18 protein-coding genes are annotated in these 22,420 nt (G+C 68.8%); 12 read left to right on the top strand and 6 right to left on the bottom strand.

The features are described from left to right. Nucleotides 1–96 precede the first annotated feature (96 nt). The 4 genes from AC1ZQA_RS04080 (at nt 97) to AC1ZQA_RS04065 (ending at nt 3,653) form a co-directional block, all read left to right on the top strand. Nucleotides 97–762, top strand: coding sequence for an enoyl-CoA hydratase-related protein (locus tag AC1ZQA_RS04080; protein WP_482678547.1), 666 nt, complete (start codon nt 97–99; stop codon nt 760–762). A 12-nt stretch (nt 763–774) separates the two neighbouring features. Next, nucleotides 775–1,977, top strand: a complete 1,203-nt coding sequence (locus AC1ZQA_RS04075) for an acyl-CoA dehydrogenase family protein (protein WP_482678546.1) — start codon at nt 775–777, stop codon at nt 1,975–1,977. Between the two features lie 115 nt (nt 1,978–2,092). After that, on the top strand, nt 2,093–2,785 hold the full coding sequence (locus AC1ZQA_RS04070; protein WP_482678545.1) for a glutathione S-transferase N-terminal domain-containing protein: 693 nt from the start codon (nt 2,093–2,095) through the stop codon (nt 2,783–2,785). A gap of 10 nt (nt 2,786–2,795) precedes the next feature. Then, the gene (locus tag AC1ZQA_RS04065) at nt 2,796–3,653 is read left to right on the top strand and encodes a fumarylacetoacetate hydrolase family protein (RefSeq protein WP_482678544.1); all 858 of its coding nucleotides are present in this window, start codon (nt 2,796–2,798) and stop codon (nt 3,651–3,653) included. A 138-nt stretch (nt 3,654–3,791) separates the two neighbouring features. On the opposite strand, the gene AC1ZQA_RS04060 is transcribed toward AC1ZQA_RS04065, so the two are convergent. From AC1ZQA_RS04060 to AC1ZQA_RS04045, 4 genes are all read right to left on the bottom strand, one after another. After that, on the bottom strand, nt 3,792–4,358 hold the full coding sequence (locus AC1ZQA_RS04060; RefSeq protein WP_482678543.1) for a response regulator transcription factor: 567 nt from the start codon (nt 4,356–4,358) through the stop codon (nt 3,792–3,794). Beyond that, a complete protein-coding gene (locus AC1ZQA_RS04055; protein ID WP_482678542.1) occupies nt 4,355–5,653 on the bottom strand; it encodes a sensor histidine kinase in 1,299 nt (432 codons plus the stop codon). Before AC1ZQA_RS04055 ends, AC1ZQA_RS04060 begins: the two co-directional genes overlap by 4 nt. A gap of 99 nt (nt 5,654–5,752) precedes the next feature. Beyond that, nucleotides 5,753–6,733, bottom strand: a complete 981-nt coding sequence (locus AC1ZQA_RS04050; protein WP_482678541.1) for a quinone oxidoreductase family protein — start codon at nt 6,731–6,733, stop codon at nt 5,753–5,755. Then, complete coding sequence (locus tag AC1ZQA_RS04045; protein WP_482678540.1) at nt 6,730–7,965, bottom strand: MFS transporter; 1,236 nt, start codon at nt 7,963–7,965, stop codon at nt 6,730–6,732. Before AC1ZQA_RS04045 ends, AC1ZQA_RS04050 begins: the two co-directional genes overlap by 4 nt. A gap of 83 nt (nt 7,966–8,048) precedes the next feature. Between AC1ZQA_RS04045 and AC1ZQA_RS04040 the strand changes: the two genes are divergently transcribed. The 4 genes from AC1ZQA_RS04040 (at nt 8,049) to AC1ZQA_RS04025 (ending at nt 12,399) form a co-directional block, all read left to right on the top strand. Next, nucleotides 8,049–8,768, top strand: a complete 720-nt coding sequence (locus AC1ZQA_RS04040; protein WP_482678539.1) for a response regulator — start codon at nt 8,049–8,051, stop codon at nt 8,766–8,768. Beyond that, nucleotides 8,765–10,105, top strand: a complete 1,341-nt coding sequence (locus tag AC1ZQA_RS04035; RefSeq protein ID WP_482678538.1) for an ATP-binding protein — start codon at nt 8,765–8,767, stop codon at nt 10,103–10,105. The genes AC1ZQA_RS04040 and AC1ZQA_RS04035 overlap by 4 nt, the downstream gene beginning before the upstream one ends. 297 nt (nt 10,106–10,402) lie before the next feature. Continuing rightward, on the top strand, nt 10,403–11,194 hold the full coding sequence (locus AC1ZQA_RS04030; protein WP_482678537.1) for a 3-hydroxybutyrate dehydrogenase: 792 nt from the start codon (nt 10,403–10,405) through the stop codon (nt 11,192–11,194). Continuing rightward, nucleotides 11,194–12,399: a patatin-like phospholipase family protein gene (locus AC1ZQA_RS04025; protein WP_482678536.1), complete on the top strand. Its 1,206-nt coding sequence runs from the start codon at nt 11,194–11,196 to the stop codon at nt 12,397–12,399. Before AC1ZQA_RS04030 ends, AC1ZQA_RS04025 begins: the two co-directional genes overlap by 1 nt. 9 nt (nt 12,400–12,408) lie before the next feature. Here AC1ZQA_RS04025 and AC1ZQA_RS04020 read toward each other — a convergent pair whose 3' ends face one another. Further along, nucleotides 12,409–13,356 (bottom strand): LysR substrate-binding domain-containing protein, encoded by a 948-nt coding sequence (locus tag AC1ZQA_RS04020; RefSeq protein WP_482678535.1) that lies wholly within the window; start codon nt 13,354–13,356, stop codon nt 12,409–12,411. A 298-nt stretch (nt 13,357–13,654) separates the two neighbouring features. Continuing rightward, nucleotides 13,655–15,823 carry an ATP-dependent DNA helicase RecG gene (gene recG, locus AC1ZQA_RS04015; RefSeq protein WP_482678534.1) on the bottom strand — a complete coding sequence of 723 codons (2,169 nt, stop codon included), beginning with the start codon at nt 15,821–15,823 and terminating at the stop codon, nt 13,655–13,657. 140 nt (nt 15,824–15,963) lie between these two features. Here recG and AC1ZQA_RS04010 point away from each other — a divergent pair, with 140 nt between their 5' ends. The 4 genes from AC1ZQA_RS04010 to AC1ZQA_RS03995 all read left to right on the top strand — a co-directional run bounded on the left by AC1ZQA_RS04010 (nt 15,964) and on the right by AC1ZQA_RS03995 (nt 22,406). Then, nucleotides 15,964–16,449, top strand: a complete 486-nt coding sequence (locus AC1ZQA_RS04010) for a hypothetical protein (protein WP_482678533.1) — start codon at nt 15,964–15,966, stop codon at nt 16,447–16,449. Nucleotides 16,450–16,574: 125 nt separating this feature from the next. Beyond that, nucleotides 16,575–17,753 (top strand): efflux RND transporter periplasmic adaptor subunit, encoded by a 1,179-nt coding sequence (locus AC1ZQA_RS04005; RefSeq protein WP_482678532.1) that lies wholly within the window; start codon nt 16,575–16,577, stop codon nt 17,751–17,753. A 73-nt stretch (nt 17,754–17,826) separates the two neighbouring features. Beyond that, a complete protein-coding gene (locus tag AC1ZQA_RS04000) occupies nt 17,827–21,042 on the top strand; it encodes an efflux RND transporter permease subunit (RefSeq protein WP_482678531.1) in 3,216 nt (1,071 codons plus the stop codon). Continuing rightward, the gene (locus AC1ZQA_RS03995; protein ID WP_482678530.1) at nt 21,042–22,406 is read left to right on the top strand and encodes a TolC family protein; all 1,365 of its coding nucleotides are present in this window, start codon (nt 21,042–21,044) and stop codon (nt 22,404–22,406) included. The genes AC1ZQA_RS04000 and AC1ZQA_RS03995 overlap by 1 nt, the downstream gene beginning before the upstream one ends. Nucleotides 22,407–22,420 lie beyond the last annotated feature (14 nt).

Below are 22,420 nucleotides of genomic sequence, written 5' to 3'. Positions count from 1 at the left end.
TCGGAATCTCCCCACAGGGCGCGAGCGCACTCCACCATCGTCTGCCTATGATGCGTGCACGCTTTTGAACCGATGCATGAACCCATACCGCAACGCATGACTGCCGAACTCCAAGCCGAACGCCAGGGTGACTGCCTCGTGCTGCGTCTGCATCACCCCGAAACGCACAACGCCCTGACTGCCGCGCTCTGCGCCGCTGCGCTGGAAGCGCTCACCACCGCGCAGCGCGATGCCGACATCCGCGCCGTGGTGCTCACCGGCACGCCGCGTCACTTTTGCAGCGGCCTGCACGACATCGCCGCGCTGGAGGCGCTGCACGACTGCATCCTGGCGCTGCGCGACTGCGAGCCGCTGGTCGTGGGTGCACTCGAAGGCCAGGCACGCGGCGCCGGGGCGGCACTGGCGCTGGCCTGCGATCTGCTGGTCGCCGCGGACGATGCGCAGCTGCTCCTGACCGATCCGTTGCTGCCGCTGCACGATGTCGGCGGCGCGCAGTGGCTGGCCGCGCAACTGCTGCCGCGCACCGTCTGCAACGAGGCTGCGCTGCCCGGCCTGGGCCTGGGTGCCGCGCGCCTGCATCAGCTGGGCGCTGTCAATCGGCTCTGTTCGCCGGGCAGCAGCCTGCAGACGGCGCTGCAACTCGTCGAGGCCATTCCTCCGTCTCCCGGCACGGCGCGCAAGCGCTTGCCCGGGCCACCGTGGCAAGGTGGCGAGCTGCATGTGCATCTGAGCCGCCAGCTTCACATGTCCCCGACCGACTGACGGCATCCCGGCATGGAGACCGCCCCCTCCCCCCGCGTCAGCACCCTGCAGACCCGGCTGCACCGTTTCATGCAAACCGTGCTGCAGCCGCAGGAAAGCAGCATCAACGCCGCGCTGCGCACTGCAGCGTTGCAGCCGGGCCAGCCCGTGCACGCCTTGCTGGCGCCGATGCGGCAGAAGGCCCAGCTTGCCGGGCTGTGGAACCTGTTTCTTCCCGCGTCCACCCGCACCAGCCAGGGCCTGAGCCATTGGGAATACGCCCCGATGATCGAGGCCATGGGGCGCATTGCCTGGGCGGCGGACGTGTTCAACAGCGCCCAGCCCGATGCCGGCAACATGCAACTGCTCGACAGCTACGCCAGCGAGCCGATGAAAGACGCCTGGCTCGACCCCCTGTTGCGCGCCGAAACCCGCAGCGCCTGGGCCGCCGCCGAGCCCGACGCCGACCTGCACCGCCCAGACTCGCTACAGGCCCAGGCCAACCGCGACGGCAACCACTGGGTCCTGAACGGCCACAAGACCTGGGTGCAGGGCATTCTCGACCCGCGCACCACCAGCCTGCTGGTACTGTGCCGCACCGATGCGCAGGCCCCGCTGCACCGGCAGTTCAGCGTGCTGCTCGTCCCCACCCGGACCGATGGCGTGCGCATCGCACGGCAATTGCATGGCTGGGGGATGGCGCAATCCACCCTGGCAGAGGTGCATTTCGACCAGGTTCGCGTGGCCGGTGACCTCATGGTCGGTCAGCCTGGACAGGGGCTGGACATGCTGCAGGCACGCCAGCGCATCGTCGGCCTGCACGACGCCCTGTGGTGCCTGGGCGCCGCCGAGCGCGCGCTGGACTTGCTGGTCGAGCGTCTGCAGACCCGGCGCGTGGGTGAGCAGCTCGCGGTGCATCATCCCGTGTGGCAACAGCGCATCGCGCAGGCCCGCACCGGCCTGGACACCACCCGCATGCTGGCACGGCGCAGCGCCTGGCAGCTCGACCAGAACGACGGCGACCTGCCACCGCAGGAGCTCGCCATGCTGCAAAGCCTCGCGCTGCCGCTGGCGCAGAGCACGGTCCACTGGAGCACCGTGGCGCATGAAGCCGATGCGCTGGGCGACGGTCTGCCGCTGGCCGGACTGTCCGCACACCTGCGGCTGCTGCAGCAGCTGGCACCGCCGATCGAGGCGCTGCACGCCCAGATCGCGCAGGGCGAATTGTTGCGCTGACTGCTGCGCGGATCGCTGCGCCGGGCCGGTCGCTGCAAGCCCGCGGTGAACGTCGCACAATGTGACGGCGTTCTGCCTCCTCCCGTTCACCACGCCGCACAGACGGCCCTCCACCATGATCGACCTCTATTCCTGGGCCACGCCCAATGGCCACAAGATTCACATCCTGCTCGAGGAACTCGGCCTGCCCTACCGCGTGCATGCGGTCAACATCGGCCGCGGCGAGCAGTTCACGCCCGAGTTTCTCGCCATCAGCCCGAACAACAAGATTCCGGCGCTGGTCGACTCCGACGGCCCCGGCGGCGCGCCGATCAGCGTGTTCGAGTCCGGCGCCATTCTGCTGTACCTGGCCGAAAAGACCGGGCGCTTCCTGCCCACCGATCCCCGCGCGCGCATCGCCACCATCGAGTGGCTGATGTGGCAGATGGCCAGCGTCGGCCCCATGCTCGGGCAGGCGCACCATTTCCGCCAGTACGCCCCGGAAAAAATCCCCTACGCCATCGACCGCTACACCAACGAAGCGCGTCGGCTCTATGGCGTGCTCGACCGGCGGCTGGCGTCGCAGCGCTACCTCGCAGGCGACGACTACTCGATCGCCGACATCGCCACCTTTCCGTGGTGCCGCAGCGCGGCCAACCAGGGCATCACCTGGGACGAGTTTCCGCATGCCAAACGCTGGTTCGACGCGATCGCCGTGCGGCCTGCAGTGCAGCGCGGCGTGCAGGTGCTCGCCGACATCCGTCCGGCGCAGATGGACGCTACCGCGCACGAGCATCTGTTCGGCAAGACCCAATACCAGCGGCGCTGAGGAGCCCTCGATGAAACTCGTGCGCTACGGCCGCAAGGGCCGCGAACAACCCGGGCTGATCGATGCGCAGGGCCGGCTGCGCAGCCTGGCGGGTATCGTGCCCGACATCGACGCCAGCGTGTTCGGCCCGGCGGGCCAGCGCGCGCTGCGCCGCATCGACCTGCAGACACTGCCGCTGGTCGCAGGCAGGCCGCGGCTGGGCGTGCCGCTGGTCGGCATCAGCAAGTTCATCGGCATCGGCCTGAACTACCGCGACCACGCGACCGAGGCGCAGATGGCCATCCCGACATCGCCCATCGTGTTCAACAAATGGACCACCTGCATCAGCGGCCCGAACGACCCGGTGCTGCGTCCGCCCGGGGCGCACAGGCTCGACTGGGAGGTCGAGCTCGGCGTGGTCATCGGCCGGCCGACGCGCTTCGTGCGCGAGGCGGATGCGCTCGAGGCGGTGGCCGGCTATTGCCTGGTCAACGATGTGTCCGAGCGCGCGTATCAGCTCGAACAGGGCAGCCAGTGGAATCTCGGCAAGGGCTGCGACACCTTCGGCCCGGTCGGCCCGTGGCTGGTCAGCAAAGATGAGATCGCCGACCCGCAGGACATCGACCTGTGGCTCGAGGTCAACGGCGAGCGCATGCAGCAGGGCAATACCCGCGACATGATTTTCGGCGTGGCCGAGCTGGTGGCGTTTCTCAGCCGCTACATGACTCTGCTGCCCGGGGATCTGATCGCCACGGGCACCCCGCCGGGCGTGGGCATGGGCCGCAAGCCGCCGCGCTATCTGCAGCCCGGCGATGTGGTGACGCTGGGCAGCCCGCAGCTGGGCGTGCAGCGCCAGAGAATCCGCAGCGCGACGCAGCAAGCGGCGTGATCGCGCAAAACGGTGCCATCGCACCGCGCGCAGAGATCGTCCCTCACAGGCTCTCCCCGCAAGCGGGGAGAGCGCGTCTGAACCACGCGCGCGGCGCCGCCGCCTTCCCCACCGTGTGGGGGAGGTTGGGAGGGGGAATCAACCCTCCCTGCCGCCCTCCACCGGCGCCTCGCGCACCGGGTGTTTGAGCAGCTTGCGCTGCAGGGTGCGGCGGTGCATCTGCAGTGCGCGGGCGGTGGCGGAAATATTGCCGTCATGCTCGGCCAGCACTTTCTGAATGTGCTCCCACTCCAGCCGGTCCACCGGCAGCGGGTTGGCGGACACAGGGCGATCGGCCTCGGGCGCGTCCTGCTCCAGCGCGGCGAGGATGTCGCTGACCGTCGCGGGCTTGGGCAGGTAGTTGGTCGCGCCGAGCTTGATGGCATCGACCGCGGTGGCAATGCTCGCATACCCGGTGAGCAGCAGAATGCGCATGTCGGGATAGGCGGCGCGCAGCGGGGCGATCAGGGTCAGGCCGCTGTCGCCGGGCAGGCGCAGGTCGAGCACGGCGGCGTCGAATTCCGTGGTGCCGATCAGCGCGCGGGCGGCGGGTGCGGAGTCCGCATGCCATACCGTGATGCCGCGGCGTTCCATGGAATTGCGCGTGGCAGCGGCCAGCGCGGCGTCATCTTCGACCAGCAGGAGGTTCATGGATGGATCGTTCATTGGGTACTTTCCAGGCGCGGCCATTGCAGCGCGGCGCGCAGGCCGCCACCGTCACGGCGCGTCACCACGAGGGTGCCGCCGAGGCGCTCGATCCCGGCGCGCGCCAGCGCCAGGCCGAGGCCCCGCGTCTCGCCCTTGGTGCTGACAAAATCGAACCCGGCGCGCGCCAGCCGCTCGTCGGGCAGGCCCGGGCCACGGTCGAGCACGCTCACGCGCAGCTGCGCCGCATCCCAGTCGGCTTCGACCTCGATCTGCTCGGGGCTGGCATCGGCTGCGTTGTTGAGCAGGCTCACCAGCGCAGCGTTCAGCCCCGCGTCCACGCGCAGCTGCGGCATGTCGCCCGTGCCGCGCACTTGCAGCTGGGCCTGCGACTGCGGGCGCATCAGATGCCAGTGTTCGAGGGTCTGCGCGAGCCAGCGATCGAGCGCTTCGATCTGTCCGCTGCGCTCGCGCGCCGCACCGGCCGCTGCGGTGATGTGACCGAGCACGCCGCGGATTTGCCTGACCTGCGCCTGCATGCGCTGCAGCGCGGGACCAAGCTCGTCGTCCCCGACGTAGTCGGACTGCAGATCGTCCACCGTCATCGCCAGCGTGGCCACCGGGGTGGCGAGTTCGTGCGCTGCGGCGGCGGCCTGCATGCCGAGTGCGAACAGATGCTGGTCGCGCAGCGCGGCCTCGCGGCTGCGGGCCAGTTCCACCTCGCGCTCGCGCAAGGCGGCAGCCAGCCGTGCCACCACCGCAGCCACCAGCAGCGCGGTGATCAGGAAGTTGCCCCACATGCCCATCAAGTGCTCGTCCAGCGCGCCGGTGCTCGCTCCGCACGAGGCCGCCTGCGGCGCGGGAAAGAACGACAGCAGCGAATACAGCACGATGACCACTGCGGTCATCGCCCAGCCATACACCCACGGAAACGCCACGGCGCACAGGATCAGCGGCACCAGCAGCAGCGAAATGATGGGGTTGACTTCACCGCCGCTCCAGTACACCAGCAGCGCGAGAATGAAGGCGTCGGCCAGCAGATGCGCAAACCCGCCGTTCACCCCCAGCCCGCGCGCGCTGCGGCTCTGCCACCACAGCAGCAGCGCCAGCACCGCCTGCAGCGCGATCAGCCCGAGCACGCGGTAGACCGGCCAGGTGATGTCCAGTGCGTGATGCGCCCACGGCATGATGGCCAGTTCGGCCAGCAGCAGCACCACCCGCGCCGCTAGCAGACGGTGCAGGGTGACGACGGGCAAGGGAGCAGACGCACGACCCCCGCTCAGGGGCTGGTGCGCAAGGCGTGCGGAAAACGGCATGGCGCCCATTCTAGGAAGCACCCTGCGCCTGGCGACTCCGCATTGCCCCGCCCTGCGGCAATCGGTCGCAGGGCCACGACGTGCGAGATCGGCGGCAGACTATGGCAGCAGCACGGTCGAGCCGATGGTCTTGCGCGCCTGCAGGTCGCGGTGCGCCTGCGCGGCCTCGGCCAGCGGGTAGCGCTGGTGGATGTGGATGCGTACCTGGCCGCTGCGGATCAGCGCGAACAGCGCGTTGGCCATCTGCTGCTTGACCACCGGGTCGGCCATGTGCGTACCCAGTGTCGGGCGGGTGACATACAGCGAGCCGGCTGCGGCCAGATCGGTGAGCTTGATCGGCGGCACCGCGCCCGAGGCGTTGCCGAAGCTCACCATCAGGCCGAAGGGCTGCAGGCAGGCAAGCGAGCGCTCCCAGGTGTCTTTGCCGATGGAGTCGTACACCACCGGCACGCCGCGCCCGCCGGTGAGATCCTTGATACGGGCAACGAAGTCGTCCTGGACGTAATCGATCGCATGGGCATAGCCGTTCTCCAGCGCCAGCGCGCATTTCTGCGGCGAGCCGGCGGTGCCGATCAGCACCGCGCCGATCGCCCGCGCCATCTGCCCGGCGATCAGCCCGACTCCGCCGGCTGCGGCATGGAACAGCGCGACCTCGCCGCGCTTGAGCGCCCAGGTGCGATGCAACAGGTAATACGCGGTCAGCCCCTTGAGCAGGCTGGCTGCGGCCAATTCGAACGAAATGTCATCGGGCAGCTTGATCAGCGGCGCTACCGGCACCACGCGACGCTGCGCATACGCGCCGGGCGCGCCGGTGCAATAGCCCACGCGATCGCCCACGGCAAAGCCCTGCACCCCGGGGCCGACCGCCTCGATCACCCCGGCCGCTTCCCCGCCGAGACTGCCGGGCAGCGGCTGCGGGTACAGGCCGGTGCGGTGATACACGTCGATGAAGTTCAGCCCCACGGCCTCGTGCCGCAGCAGCACCTGCCCCGGGCCAGGCTCAGGCAGTTCCAGCGTGCGCCACTGCAGCACCTCGGGGCCGCCGTGCTGGTCGAATTGAATGGCTTGGGTTGTGATCATGTCTCTTCCTTCTTTTGGGGGTTTTCGTGCAGCCACAGCGCCAGTGCAGGCAGGCACAGCAGCGCCAGCGCCGCGCCCAGCGTGAACAGCGCGCCAGAGCCGATGGTCTGCCACAGCCAGCCCGCGCCGATGGCGGCGAGCAGCTGCATCAGGCCGATGGTCAGGTGAAACAGGCCGAACGCGGTGCCGCGCAGTGCCGGCGGCGCGGCGTCGGCCACGGCAGCGGAGAGTAATCCCTGCGTGAGCCCCATGTGCAAACCCCACAGCGCAACCCCGGCCCAGAACCCGGGCATTCCCAGCGGCAGCACACCGCCGAGCAGCAACATGGCCAGCGCGAGCACCACCAGCCCCAGACCGAACAAGCGCTTGCGCCCCCAGCGCGCGGCCAGCAGCCCGACCGGATAGGCCGAGGCGGCGTAGGCCAGCGACAGTACCAGCGTGACCAACGCGATCCACACCACCGACACGCCGATCTGATTGCCGCGCAACACCAGAAACGCCTCGGTCAGCCGCGCCACGGTGAACAGCGCGGCCAGAGCGACCACCTGCCAGTACGCCGCCGGCAGCTGGCGCGCGGCGCCCCAGTCCACCGCCTTGCGGCGCGATCCGGCCGTGCTGCGCTCGGGCCGGGCGCGCCGCGGCTCGTGCACCCCGAAGGCCAGCAGCGCCACCGCGATCACCGCCGGAATCACCCCGAACCACAGGACCAGCCGCAGATTGTCGGCATACAGCGCGAGCAGGCCGATGGCCGCCAGCGGGCCGAGCACAGCGCCCACCGTGTCCAGACTTTGCCGCAGGCCATAGGCTGCATTGCGCAACGCGGGCGGCGTGGCGTCGGCCACCAGCGCGTCACGCGGCGCGCCGCGGATACCCTTGCCGATGCGATCGATGAAGCGCGCGGCGATCACCTCGCCGGCGCCGGAGGCCAGCGGAAACAGCGGCTTGGTCAGCGCCGACAGGCCATAGCCGGTCACCGCGAGCCACTTGCGCGAGCCGATGCGGTCCGACCACACACCCGACACCACCTTGAGCATCGACGCAGTGGCCTCGGCAATGCCTTCGACCACCCCCACGCTGAGCACGCTCAGGCCCAGCACCGTGGTCATGTACACCGGCAGCAGTGCATGGATCAGCTCGGACGACATGTCCATGAACAGGCTGACCAGCCCCAGCATCCAGACGGTGCGGGGAAGGCGTGCGGCCGGGTCGGCAGGGGTGGGCGAATGCGGCATCGTTTTGATCGTTTGAGTGTGTTAAGCGCAGTCTAAGGGCCGACCGCTAAAGTGACACCTGTTTCCATTTGCCATCCAGCCCCATGCGCCTGCTCCTGGTTGAAGACGACATGATGATCGGCGAAAGCGTGCTCGACGCGCTGCGCGGCGAAGGCTACGCGGTGGACTGGGTGCGCGACGGCGTCATGGCCGACAGCGCGCTGCGCACCGAGCAGTACGACCTGGTGCTGCTCGACCTGGGGCTGCCCAAGATGGACGGCCTGGCCGTGCTCAAGGCGCTGCGCGCACGGCGCGAGGCCACGCCGGTGCTGATCGCCACCGCACGCGACGCGGTGTCGGCGCGCATCGAGGGGCTGGACGCCGGGGCGGACGACTATGTGCTCAAGCCCTACGACCTCGACGAGCTGTCCGCCCGCATCCGCGCGCTGCTGCGCCGCGCCGCAGGCCGCGCAGAGCCGGTGTTCAGCTACGGTCGCATCAGCCTGAACCCGGCCACGCACGAAGCCTTGCTGAGCGGCGAGCCGGTGGCGCTGTCACAGCGCGAATGGGCGGTGCTCGAAGCGCTCATTGCCCGTCCCGGCATGATTCTGTCGCGCGCACAGCTCGAGGAAAAGCTCTACAGCTGGAAGGACGAGATTTCGAGCAACGCCGTGGAGGTGTATGTCCACAGCCTGCGCAAGAAGCTCGGCGCCGACCTGATCCGCAACATCCGCGGCATGGGCTACATGATCGCCAGGGAGCCCGCCGCCGCAAGCCCGGCCATGCCGAGCAAGGACGGCGGCGGCGACGGAGGCGGCGAGTGAAATCGCTGCGCGCCCGTCTGCTTCTGCTGCTGTCTGCCGCAGTGACCATCGCCGCGCTGGTGCAGGCGGTGGCGGTGTTCCACAACGCCATGCGCGAGGCCGATGCGGTGTTCGACTATCACCTGCAGCAGCTCGCGCTGTCGCTGGCCAGTGGCGACATGGGGCTGCCCGGATTCGGCCCCGATGTCAGCGCGGGCAACGATGTCGACTACGTGGTGCAGGTCTGGGCGCCCGACGGCAAGCGGATCTACGTCTCGCGCCCGCGCAGCGATCTGCCCAGCCAGGCCGTGCTCGGCTACACCAATGTGCAGGTCGGCAGCGAGCAATGGCGGGTGTATTCCATGCAGGCCGGTGGCCGCACCATCCAGGTCGGGCAGAGCACCGCCACGCGGCAGGCGCTGGCGCTGGGGTTTGCACTGCGCTCGATCTGGCCGATGGCGGTGATCGCCCCGCTGTTGCTGCTGGCCGTGGCCTGGGTGGTGCGGCGCTCGCTGCAGCCGCTCTCGGACCTGTCGCGCGAACTCGAAAACCGCGCGGCCACCAGCTTCGACCCGCTGGACCCGCACCCTGTGGTGAGTGAAATGCAGCCCGTGGTGCGGGCGATGAACGGCCTGTTCGCCCGCACCCGGGCCGCGTTCGACACCCAGCGCATGTTCGTTGCCGACGCCGCGCACGAGCTGCGCTCGCCGCTGACCGCGCTGAAGGTGCAGGTGCAGATGCTGTCCCGCGCGCATGACGACGGCCAGCGCAGCGTGGCGCTGGCGCGGCTGGAAAGCGGCATCGACCGCGCCAGCCATCTGGTCGAGCAACTGCTGCTGCTGGCGCGCAGCGAATCGGGCGGCGAGGAGGCGCTCGGTGCCGTCAGCCTGCTCGACACCGTGCGCCTGGCGCTGTCGGACACCGCCGAGCTGGCGCAGACCCGCGGCGTGGACGCCGGGCTGGAAGACGCCGAGGATTGCACCGTGCTCGCCCCGCCCGGGGGCTTGCGCATTCTGGTGCGCAATCTGGTGGACAACGCGCTGCGCTACACCCCGACCGGCGGCCGGGTGGACGTGCGGGTGCGCTGCGAGATGCGGCCGGACACAGACGGCACGCCGCAGCGCATGGCCATTCTCGAAGTGGACGACTCCGGCCCCGGCATCCCGCCCGAGGACCGCGAGCGGGTGTTCGACCGCTTCTATCGCCGCGAAAACGCCCCCGCGGGCGGCAGCGGTCTGGGCCTGGCCATCGTGCGCAGTGTGGCCGAGCGCTCTCGCGCGACCATCACCCTCGACACCGCACCGCTCGGCGGCCTGCGGGTGCAGGTGAGGTTTGCAGCGCAGCAAGGGCAACACTGAATCAGTCCTTGTGATGATGCGCGCCGGTGTGCGGGATGGGATGCAAGGCGCACACCAAGACAATAGCCGAAGCGATGGCAAGCGAGGGCTGCGCCGCAGACCGCCTGCAGGCCGGATGCGCAGCGCGCAAGGGCTTGTTCAGTGTTGCCCAATCGCCCGCACCGGAACGGCACGCCGCTTTCAGTCCGAGTTAAGTCCCACCGTCCATGCTCTTGTCATGGAGGCGCGCAACACTTGCCGCAGCGCAGCAACTCCGCTTCAATCGACTTGCTTCCCCACCTCTATCAGGAGATTCGCATGACCATGCAACTCAGCCTCAAGGACAAGACCGCCCTCATCACCGGCGCCGCCAGCGGCATCGGCAAGGAAATCGCCGAGACCTACGCCCGTGCCGGCGCCAAGGTCGCCATCGCCGACCTCAACCTGGAGGCCGCCAAGGCCACCGCCGAGGCCATCAACCAGGCGGGTGGCAAGGCCATGGGCGTGGCGATGAACGTGACCGACGAGGCGCAGGTCAACGCCGGATGCGCCGAGGTGGCCAAGGCCTTCGGCCCGGTGGACATCCTGGTGTCCAACGCCGGCATCCAGATCGTCAACCCGATCGAATCGTTTGCCTTTGCCGATTGGAAAAAGCTGCTGGCCATCCACCTCGACGGCGCATTCCTCACCACCAAGGCGGTGCTGCCGGGCATGTATGCCAAGAAGAACGGCGTGGTGATCTACATGGGCTCGGTGCATTCGCACGAGGCCAGCAAGCTCAAGAGCGCCTATGTCACCGCCAAGCACGGGTTGCTGGGGCTGGCGCGGGTGCTGGCCAAGGAGGGCGGGCCCAAGGGCGTGCGCTCGCATGTCATCTGCCCCGGCTTTGTGCGCACCCCGCTGGTGGAAAAGCAGATCCCCGAACAGGCCAAGGAACTGGGCATCAGCGAGGACGAGGTGATCAAGAACGTGATGCTCAAGGACACGGTCGATGGCGAGTTCACCACCACCGCCGACATCGCCAATCTCGCGCTGTTCCTCGCCGCCTTCCCCAGCGCGGCGCTCACTGGCCAGTCCATCGTCGCCAGCCACGGCTGGTGCATGAACTGATGCGCGCCACCGCCACGCGCGCAAGGGCCCGCCCGCAGGCCCGGTCCGAGGCCTCCTGCCGCGCCGATGCGGTGCTGCAGCAGGTGCGCCAGTACGACCGCGTCGCGCTGGTGCTGCAGGGTGGCGGCGCGCTGGGCGCGTATCAATGCGGCGTGGTCGAGGCGCTGGAAGACTGCGGGGTGCATCCGCACTGGGTGGCCGGCATTTCCATCGGCTCCATCAATGCCGCGCTGATTGCCGGCAATGCCCCGGGACAGCGCACCAGCGCGCTGCGCGCCTTCTGGGAAACCGTCACACAGCGCCCGCTGCTGCCCGCGCTGCCGTGGGAGCACGGCGCGGCGCTGGGCTGGATTCCCGAATCCCTGCAACCACAGCTTGCTGCGTTTCAGGGGCTGCGGACCGTTCTTGAGGGTCAGCGCGGCTTCTTCGTTCCGCGCTGGCCGTCTGGTGGCAACAGCCCTTCGCAGGCCAGCTTCTACGACACCGCGCCGCTGCGCGACACGCTGGAGAGGCTGGTCGACTTCGACCGGCTCAACAGCGGCGACACCCGCATCAGCGTGGGCGCGGTGAATGTGCGCACCGGCAACCAGGTGGTGTTCGACAGCGCCGAGATGCGCCTGCGCCCCGAGCACATCATGGCTTCGGGCGCGCTGCCGCCGGGTTTTCCGGCAGTGGAGATCGACGGCGAGTTCTACTGGGACGGCGGCCTGGTGTCCAACACCCCGCTCTCCCAGGTGCTCGGTGGCCACCCCAGCCACAACACCCTGGTGTTCCAGGTCGATCTGTGGAGTGCGGCGGGCGAACTGCCCAAATCCCTGCTCGACGTGGCCGAGCGGCAGAAAGACATTCAATACTCCAGCCGCACCCGCACCATCACCCGCACCCTGCAGCGCGCGCAGGAGCAGCGCCGCATCCTGCGCGAACTGCTGGCGCGCATTCCGCCCGGTGTGCGCGGGCGCGACGCGCTGTGCAAGGAGGTCGACGCCATGGCGCAGGACAAGCGCTACAACGTCATCCACCTGATCTACCGCGACAAACCCTTCGACGGCCAGGGCAAGGACTACGCTTTCGGCCGCGCCGAAATGCGCGCGCACTGGCAAAGCGGCCAGGACGACATGCACCGCACCCTCGACCACCCGGACTGGTTCGCCCCGCCCGGCGCGGAGCAGGGCTTCGTCACCCACGACGTGCACGCCGAGGCGTGAACTTCTTGCTCAGTTGCCGAGCATGGTCACGCCGCGCAGATCGCAGTCCATGATGGCCCCGCGCAGCGCAACAATGGCTTCGTGCCGTGTGAAGCTCTTGCGCCATGCCAGCACCACGCGGCGGGTGGGCGCCGGATCGGTGAAGGGCACATAGCAGACGTGGTCGGTGCTGGGGTCTGCCGCGTGCGGCACGTTCTGTTGCGGCACCGACAGCTTGGGCACCACGGTGATGCCCATGCCCGAGGCCACCATCTGCTTGATGGTCTCGAGCGACGAGCCCTCGAAACTCTTGCGGATGCCTTCCGAACTGGGCGAGAAGCGCGCGAACTCCGGGCAGACATCGAGCACATGGTCGCGGAAGCAATGGCCGGTTCCCAGCAGCAGCATGGTTTCGTCGCGAATGGCGTCGGAGCTCAGGGCCTTGCTGCGCGCCAGGCGGTGATCGCGCGGCACGGCGATGAGAAACGGCTCGTCGTACAGCGGCGCGATCGCCAGGCCCTGATCGGGAAACGGCTCGGCCAGGATGGCCGCGTCGAGTTCGCCCGTGCGCAGCATTTCCAGCAGCCGCACCGTGAAATTTTCCTGCAGCAGCAGCGGCATCTGCGGCGTGCGCTCGATGACATGCCGCACCAGCTCGGGCAGCAGGTAGGGCGCGACGGTGTAAATCACCCCCAGCCGCAGCGGCCCGGCCAGCGGGTCCTTGCCGCGCTTGGCGATTTCCTTGATCGCCGCGGCCTGCTCGATCACCCGCTGCGCCTGCTCGACGATTTCCACGCCGATGGGGGTGATGCTCACCTCGTTGCCGCCGCGCTCGAACAGCCGGACATCGAGCTCTTCCTCGAGCTTCTTGATGGCAACGGACAGTGTGGGCTGGCTGACGAAACAGGCCTCGGCGGCCCGACCAAAATGCCGTTCCCGGGCAACGGCCACGATATAGCGCAATTCTGTCAGAGTCATAGAAAGAATTAAAACAGAAACCCAGACAGATTGTGTTAATCAATGCAAGAATAGCCAGTTCCGCACGGCCGCTCCGAAGGAACTGGCACCCCCTCGGGGGGGAGACTTGCGCAGCAAGGCATGGGGCTGTTTCTCCCCAGTTCCGCACGGCCGCTCCGAAGGAACTGGCGCCCCCTCGGGGGGAGACTTGCGCAGCAAGGCATGGGGGCTGTTTCCCCTCAGTTCCGCACGGCCGCTCCGAACGAACTGGCACCTCCTCGGGAGGTTGACTTGCGCAGCAAGGCAGAGGCCGCTCACCTCAGGCGCTCAGCCAGTCGAAGCCTTCGCCCAGCCAGCGCGCCGCGTGCTGACGCGCAGCCTGCGGGTCGGTGTGCAGCAGCCGCTGCGCGGTGTCGCGGGCGGCGTCGAGCAGGTCGGCATCGTGCGCCAGATCGGCGTAGCGCAGACCTGGCACGCCCGATTGCCGCAGTCCCAGCAGTTCACCGGGGCCACGCAGTTCCAGGTCCTTCTGCGCCAGCGCGAAGCCGTCGGCGAGTTCGCGCATCGCCGCCAGCCGCGCCCGCGCCGTGGGCGACAGTGGCGATGTGAACAGCAGCACGCAGTCGGACTGCGCCGCGCCCCGCCCCACACGCCCGCGCAGCTGGTGCAGTTGCGACAGGCCGAAGCGCTCGGCATGCTCGATCACCATCAGGCTGGCGTTGGGCACGTCCACGCCCACTTCGATGACCGTGGTTGCCACCAGCAAGCCGATGTCACCCGCCGTGAACGCCTGCATGGTGGCGCGTTTCTCGGCTGCCTTCATGCGGCCATGCAACAGGCCCGCGCGCAAGGGCGGCTGATCCGCCGTGCGCGGCAGCGCGGCCAGCGCGGCGCTGAGTTCGGCATGCGTGGCCACGGCATTCTGCAGATCCAGCGTCTCGCTTTCCTCCACCAGGGGACAGACCCAATACACCTGCCGGCCCTGCGCCACCAGCGCGCCAACGCGTTGGATGAGATCGCCGCGCCGCTCGGCGCTGAGGACGGTTGTGCGCACCGGCGTGCGGCCCGGCGGCAGGGCGTCGATGGTGGACACGTCCAGATCGCCGAACAAGGCCATGGCGAGCGTGCGCGGAATCGGCGTGGCGCTCATCATCAGCAGATGCGGCTGCAGGCCGCTGTGCTGCGTGCCGGCGCGCAGGCTGTCGCGCAGCGCCAGCCGCTGCGCCACACCGAAGCGATGTTGTTCATCGACGATGGCCAGCCCCAGCCGGGCAAACCGCACCTGCGACTGGATCACCGCATGGGTGCCGAGCACCAGCTGCGCCTGCCCGCTGGCGGCAAGCTGCAGCGCGGCCTCGCGCTCCTTGCGGGTCTGGCTGCCCGACAGCCAGGCCACGCGCACGCCCAGCGGCTCCAGCCAGTCGGCCAGCTTGCGCGCATGTTGCGCGGCGAGGATTTCAGTGGGCGCCATCAGCGCGCATTGCCAGCCCGCCGCAATGGCCTGCGCCGCCGCAAGCGCAGCCACCACGGTCTTGCCGCTGCCCACATCGCCCTGCAGCAGGCGGTGCATCGGCACCGGCCGCGCCAGATCGACGGCGATCTCGGCCACGCAGCGTTCCTGCGCCGCGGTCAGCACAAAGGCAATGGCAGCGCGCAGCCGCAGGGGCAGCGTGTTCGCGCGACTGGTGTCCGGCAGCGACGGTGCCTGCCAGCGCTGGCGGGCGGCGCGGGCCTGTTGCTGCGCGAGTTGCTGTGCCAGCAGTTCATCGAATTTCAGCCGCCGCTGCGCGGGATGCACGCCCTCCTCCAGTGCGGGCAGCGCAGCGGGCGGCGGGGCATGCAGCAACCGCAGGCTGGTCTGCAAGTCGGGCAGATGATGGCGCGCCAGCTCGCACTGCGGCACGGTGTCATGCCAGTTCAGGCGCCCCAGCGCCCTGTGCATCGCCTTGCGCAAATAACTCTGCGGCACGCCGGCCGTGGTCGGATACACCGGAGTAAGGGTTTGCGGCAGAGTGTCCTCAACGCCCACGACGCGCCAGTTGGGATGCACCATCTCCCAGCCGAACAGCCCGTGCCGCACCTGCCCATGCACCCGCAACCGCACACCGGGCTGCAGCAGCTTGAGCTGATTGGGGTAGAAGTGGAACAGCCGCAGGGTCAGCGTGTCCTGCGACTGGCCCGCCGCCTGCAGCCCTACCAGCAACTGCCGCCGCGGCGCACGGCCCTGCACCTGGGTGTCGATCACTTCCGCCTCGGCGGTGACGATGGCGCCATCGCGCAGCGCGGCCAGCGGGGTGAGCCGGGTTTCGTCGTCGTAGCGCAGGGGCAGGTGCAACACGATGTCCCAGTCGCTGCGCAGGCCCAGCCGGGCGAGCGGCGCGGGCTTGGACGGCTGGGCCTTGCGCGCCCTGCCCGCATCGGGCCCGCGCGGGGTCGGCGCGGGCTCGGCCGAGGCCTTGGGCGGGGAAGGTTTGCGCGCGGCGCTCATGCGGGCATTCTAGAAATGCGAAGCGCAGCGACGCGCTGTGCGGCACCGCGCAACAAGACGGGCAATATCCCCCAGATCTGCGGGTCATTGTCGATCTGGTTATAGTTGTTACAAATTCGTGCATTTCGTTCTGAAGATCCATGTCCGTCATCCTCTCCACCCTGCGCGCAGCCTGGTTTTCCATGCTGATGCTGCTGCTTGGGCTGATGCCGTTCATTCATGGACATCTGGGGCAGCCGGTGCAAAACGGCTGGCACATCCACGCGCTGTCGGCCGTGCAGGAGGTCCAGGCCAGCGCGCAGTTTGATGGGCTGGCCTGCCTCGCCAGCGACCACAGGCACACCGTGCAACAGGCCGGGCTGAGCCTGCATGCGCCCGAGCCGAGCGACATCGAGCTGGCCCCGGGCATTGCGCAGTCGCGGCTGTCGCAGATCCGCCTGGCGCACGCCTTCTCCGCTCTGGACGTCAGCCCGGCAGCGCTTGCCGTCACCCTCGTGTCTGCACTGCAAGCTGCCCCTGCAACCCCCGCGGCCACGCACTGGCCGCAGACACCGGACAGCGCGCTGCCGCGCGTTCACCATGGCCTGCCGCCTCCCGGCCAGGCTCCCCCCCCCACTCTGGCCTGACGCGCCTGGGCGGCAGCACGCGCTGCCGCGTCACTGCGCTGCAACACGCGTGAAACACAGGTGCAACCTGTCACGCGGATGATTTCCCCCGTTCCAGATGGAGCCCGGCGCTGCCGGGAAAATACATGCCAAAGATTCATTTGTCGCGCACCCCAGTGGCGTGCGCCCTCTGCGCCAGCCTGTTGAGCCTGGCCTTGCTTGCCACGCCCGGTTCCGCGCGGGCCGCAGCGCCCGGCGTCATTGCCATGTCACTCGATCAGCAAACCGCGCTGGGTGTGCGCCTTGCCACGGTGCAGGCAGCCACCGCCGCGCAGATCGACCTGCCCGCCCGCGTGACGGTGCCACTGTCGCAACAGGCCGTGGTCTCCGCGCCGGCCGCCGGGCTGATCACCCGCCTGCTGGTCAACCCCGGCGACACGGTGAAGGCCGGTCAGCCGCTGGCCGAACTCACCAGCCCGCAAATTGCCCAACTGCAGCGCGAGCGCAGCGAGGCGCAAAGCCGTTACGACCTGGCGCAGCGCCAGTTGCAGCGCGACACCACGCTCGTGAACGAAGGCATCGTGCCCAGCGCGCGGCTCGACAGCGCGCGGGCGCAAAGCCGCGAGGCGCAGGCCATGCTGGCCGAGCGCGATCTGGCGCTGAAGCTGGCCGCAGGCGGCACCGCGCTCAACGGCGTGGCCATGCTGCGCGCGCCCATCTCCGGCGTCGTCACCGAGACCACGGCGCTGCCGGGCCAGCGGGTCGACACGGCCGCGCCGCTGTTCCGCATTGCGCAGCAAGGGCAGTTGTGGCTGGAAATCGACGCCAGCCCGCAGCAGGCTGCCGCGCTGCAGGTGGGTGCAGAAGTGGAGGTTCCGGCACTGCAGGCCAAGGGTGTGGTGCAGGCCAAGGCCACCGCGCTGAACGCCGGACAGAGCGTGCTGCTGCGTGTGCGCGTGACGCAGCCCGGCAGCCTGCAGGCCGGCGGCGTGGTGCAGGCACGACTGAGTCTGCCGGCGCAGGCCGGGGTGTGGCGCGTGCCGCCCGCCGCGTTGACGCAGATGGGTGGACGCGATGCCGTTTTGGTCGCGGTGGTGAAGAACGACTCCCAGGCCGCTGCGATGCAGCCGCCGCCCCCCAAGGGGGCTGAGAAGGCTTCGGACGGCCGGGCGCCTTCTCAGGACGGCTTTCGCATCGTTCCAGTCACCGTGGCTGGTCGCCTGAATGACGCAGTGATGGTCACTGGCCCGCTGAAGGCTGGAGACAAGGTGGCCGCCACCGGCGTGGTGGCCATCAAGGCGGCGGCGGGCGAGGTGGCGCCATGAGCCCGCGCACGGCCGCCCGAAGCGGGCGAATCCCCCGCCTGGCGGGGGCAAGCGAAGCGTGGGGGTGCCAGTCATGAACCTGATGCTCCTTACGCATGGCGCGTTGCGCCAGCGCCTGCTGACCCTCGGTGCGATGCTGGCGCTGGTGGCCAGCGGCATTTTCGCCTGGCGCGCATTGCCGATCGACGCCTTTCCCGACGTGTCGTCGCCGCAGGTGAAGATCATCATGAAAGTGCCGGGCATGACACCGGAGGAGGTGGAGACCCGCGTGGTCCTGCCCATCGAGCAGGAGGTGCTGGGCATTGCCAACAAGCGCATCGTGCGTTCGACCTCGAAGTACGGCATTGCCGACATCACGGTGGACTTCGTGGAAGGCACCGATGTGTACTGGGCAAGGCAGCAGGTCGGCGAGGCGCTGGCCAATGTGCGCGGCGATCTGCCCGCTTCGGCCATGGGCGGGCTCGCTCCCATCACCACGCCCCTGTCCGACTTGTACATGTTCACCATCGAGGGGCCAGCCACTCTGGAAGAAAAGCGCAGTGCACTGCAATGGCTCATTCGCCCGGTCTTGCGTACCGTGCCCGGCGTCGCCGATGTGAACATGCTCGGCGGCGATGTGCGTGCGTTTGCGGTGCAGCCCGACCCGGCGCGGCTGGCGGCCTGGGGGCTGTCGCTGAACCAGTTGCGCACCGCACTGCAGGTCAACAACAGCAATGACGGCGCGGGTCGCCTGGACGAAGGCGAGGAAACCCGCATCGTGCGGGTGCAGGGCGCGTTTGCCAACGCAGACGACATTCGCAACACCGTGATCGCCAATGTGCGCGGCACGCCGGTGCGGGTGAGCGATGTGGCGCAGGTCGGGCTCGACAGCAGCACGCGTTATGGCATCGTCACCGCGGACGGCAAGGGCGAGGCGGTCGAAGGCATCGTGCTCGGGCTGCGCGGCGCCAACGCGCAGCAGGTGATCCACGGCGTGAAGGCGCGGCTGGCCGATCTGGAGCCGCGGCTGCCGCATGGCATGCGCATCAAGGTGTTTTACGACCGCAGCCAGTTGGTCGAGCGTGCCGTGGGCACCGTGCTCGAAGCGCTGGGCGAGGCCGTGGTGCTGGTGGTGGTGATGCTGCTGCTGTTCCTCGGCAACTGGCGCGCGGCGCTGGTCGTGGCCATCACCCTGCCGCTGTCGGCGCTGGCAACCTTCATCCTGATGCGCTGGTTCGGCCTCAGCGCCAATCTGATGAGCCTGGGAGGACTGGCCATTGCCCTGGGCATGCTGGTGGACGCCGCCGTGGTGGTGGTGGAAAACCTGGTCAACCACATGAGCCACGACCCGGAACGTCCGCCGGATCACAACCCTGGAGGCGCAACCACCGACCGGCTCGGCCGCATCCTGCGCGGCGTGTCGGAGGTCTCGGGGCCGGTGCTGTCGGGCGTGGCCATCATTGCCATCGTGTTCCTGCCGCTGCTCACCCTCGAAGGGCTCGAAGGCAAGCTGTTCCGCCCGGTGGCGCTGACCATCGTGTTTGCACTTGGCGCATCGCTGCTCATCGCGCTGACCATCGTGCCAGTGATGGCTTCGCTGCTGCTCAAGACCGCCTCGCACACCGACCCCTGGCTGGTGCGCAAGCTGTCTGCGGGCTATCGGCGCATGCTGGACTGGAGCTTCGGTCACAGCCGGATCGTCGTCGTGCTGGCGTTGGTCTCGCTGGTGGCCGCCGGCTGGGCCTACACCCGCGTGGGCAAGACCTTCATGCCCACACTCGACGAAGGCGACGTGATCGTGCAGTTGCAAAAGCTGCCCTCGATCAGCCTGGGCGCCACCGCCGCGCTCGACCTGCGGGTGCAGCAGGCGCTGTTGAAAGAAGTGCCCGAGATCAAGTCCATTGTCGCGCGCAGCGGCTCGGATGACCTCGGCCTCGACCCCATGGGTCTGAACGAAACCGATACCTTCCTGGTGCTCAAGCCCATGTCCGAATGGCGCGCTGGCGGCAAGGATGCAGTGATCGAAGCCATGCGCAAGGTGCTGGAGCGTTTTCCCGGCGTGGACTTCAGCTTCACCCAGCCCATCGAGATGCGGGTGTCGGAAATGCTCACCGGCGCGCGCGGCGACCTGGTGGTGAAAATCTTCGGTGCCGACATCGCCCAGCTCGGCGACCTGTCGCAACAAGTGGCGCAGACGCTCAAGGCGGTGCCCGGTGCGCAGGAAGTGCTGGCCGCCCGCCCCGAAGGCGTGCAGTACCTCACGGTGCAGGTTGACCGGCTTGCCGCCGGGCGTGCCGGGTTCGACGTGGACAGCCTGCAGCAGGATCTGCGCGCCCTGATCGAAGGCCAGCCGCAGGGCATGGTGCTCGAAGGCGTGCGCCGCACCCCGCTGCTGCTGCGCGGGGACACCGATCTGCGCAGCAATCCGCAGGCGTTCGCCAATGTGATGATCACCGCGCCGAACGGTACGCCCTACCCGCTGTCGCAACTCGCCAGGCTCACTCCCACCCAGGGCCCGGTGCTGGTAGCGCATGAAGACGGCAGCCGCTTCGCTTCGGTGCAGGCCAATGTCAGCGGGCGCGATCTGGTGAGCTATGTGGCCGAGGCCAGGCAGGCCGTGGCCACCCAGGTGAAGCTGCCCGAGGGCGTGCGGCTGGAATGGGGCGGCCAGTTCGAGAACCAGCAGCGTGCCGCCGCGCGTCTGGGGCTGGTGGTGCCGGTGGCGCTGGCGCTGATCTTTGTGCTGCTGATGACCACCTTCGGCTCGGTGCGGCAATCGGTGCTGGTGTTCGCCAACATTCCCTTCGCGCTGGTCGGCGGGGTGATTGCACTGTGGGCCAGCGGCCAATACCTGTCGGTGCCGGCCTCTGTGGGCTTCATCGCGCTGCTGGGCATTGCGGTGCTCAACGGCGTGGTGCTGGTGAGCCACTTCAACGAACTGCTGCAACGTGGCCTGCCGCTGCTGCAGGCGGTGCGTGACGGCGCCATGCGCCGTCTGCGCCCGGTGATGATGACCGCCACCATCACCGCGTTCAGTCTCATCCCCCTGCTGTCGGCCACCGGGCCAGGCTCGGAAATCCAGAAGCCGCTGGCCGTGGTCGTGGTCGGCGGACTGGTGACTTCCACCGCCCTGACCCTGGTGCTGCTGCCCCTGATGTTTGCCCGCTTCGGCCTGCCGCGTCCGCAAGGAAACGCCGGGCCGCCCCAAGTTTCCTTGCCCCCCTCGGGGGGCAGGTCGGGCGAAGCCAGACCCTTGGGGCCCACAACCCGCGACACTGAAGCCGCAGCAAACACGACGGAGAACATCTGATGATTCACTTATCCAAACCTGAAACCCTGCGGGCATTGGCCGCTGCGCTGGCACTTGCGCTCACCGCCGCCCCAACCTGGGCTGCTGAGGGAAGTCTGGCGAAACCCGCCGCTGCCGCCACTGCGCAAACCGCCCTGTCCACCCTGCCCGCTCTTCCCAGCCTCAGCGATCTGCCCAGCCCCAGCCTGCCGCAAATCGCTGCGGTCGATCAGATCCTGGCCGACACACCCGCGCTGCGGGAGGCGCAGGCCATGCAGCAGGCGGCCGCCCAAAACGGCGAGGTGCTGCGCGCCGGAACCCACGAGTTCACCGGCCAGGCGCAACTGCAGCAACGCCGCATCGAGACCGCGCCAGACAGTGGACGCTACAACGAATGGCAGTTGCTCATCAATCGCCAGTTGCGTCTGCCCACGCAGGCGCAGGCCGATGGCCGCATGGCCGATGCGTTGACGGCCTCTGCGCAGGCCACACTGACCGCGGCACGCCAGCGGTTTCTCGGCGACATGCTGACCGCGTGGTTTTCCGCCCAGCGCGCGCAGGCCGAGGCCATGCTGGCACAGCAGGACCTCGATCTGATCGATGCCCAGGTCAAGGCGCTGCAGCGCCGTCAGTCCCTGGGCGACGCCAGCGTGCTGGAGCTGGAACAGATGCAGGCCGAGCAGGCCCGCGCGCAATCGGCCCTGTCGCTGGCGCAGGGCATGGCGGCGAGCAGCCGCGATGCCCTGTACGCACGCTATCCACAATTGGGACGCAACGGTGACCTGCAGGGGCAGGCAGACCCCAGCGCGCTTGCGCTGCCGACCCTGAACGCCGAGCAACTTGCTGCGCAGGCGGCGCTGTCCAATCCGCTGCTGATCGAGCAACGCGCTGCGCTGCAGAAAGCGCAGGCCATGGCGGCACAGACCCAGGCCGCGCGCACACCGCAACCCACCGTCGGTGCCTACATCGGGTCCGACCGGGGCGGCAGCGAGCGCATTGTCGGCCTGCAGTTTTCCATGCCGTTTGGCGGTGCGGCGCGGGTGTCCCAGGAGCGTGCAGCGCTGGCCGAGGCCGACGCCGCGCAATGGAGGCTGCGCGATCTGCAGGCGCAGACCGAAGCGGAGTTCCAGCGGCTTTATGCCATGGCACAGGCACAGACCCGCGCGGTGAAAGCCACCGAGCAGGCCGCGCAGGTGCAGGGCCAGGCCAGCAGCCGCATGCTGCGCGCCTACCAGCTGGGTGAGGCGGGGCTGTCGGACTGGTTGCTCGCCCGGCGCAGTGCGCTGGAGTCCACGCGGATGGTGCTGCAATCGCGCTTCGATGCGGCAGCATCCATTGCGCAACTCAAGCTGCAGACGGGCTTGCTCTACGACCTGAGGCCGTGATCCATCGGGCGTGA

The sequence above is a fragment of the Thiomonas sp. DCM-2 genome (assembly GCF_056820905.1).
The sequence above is the reverse complement of the archived record's forward strand: the minus strand, read 5'-3'. Positions and strand labels throughout refer to the sequence as shown.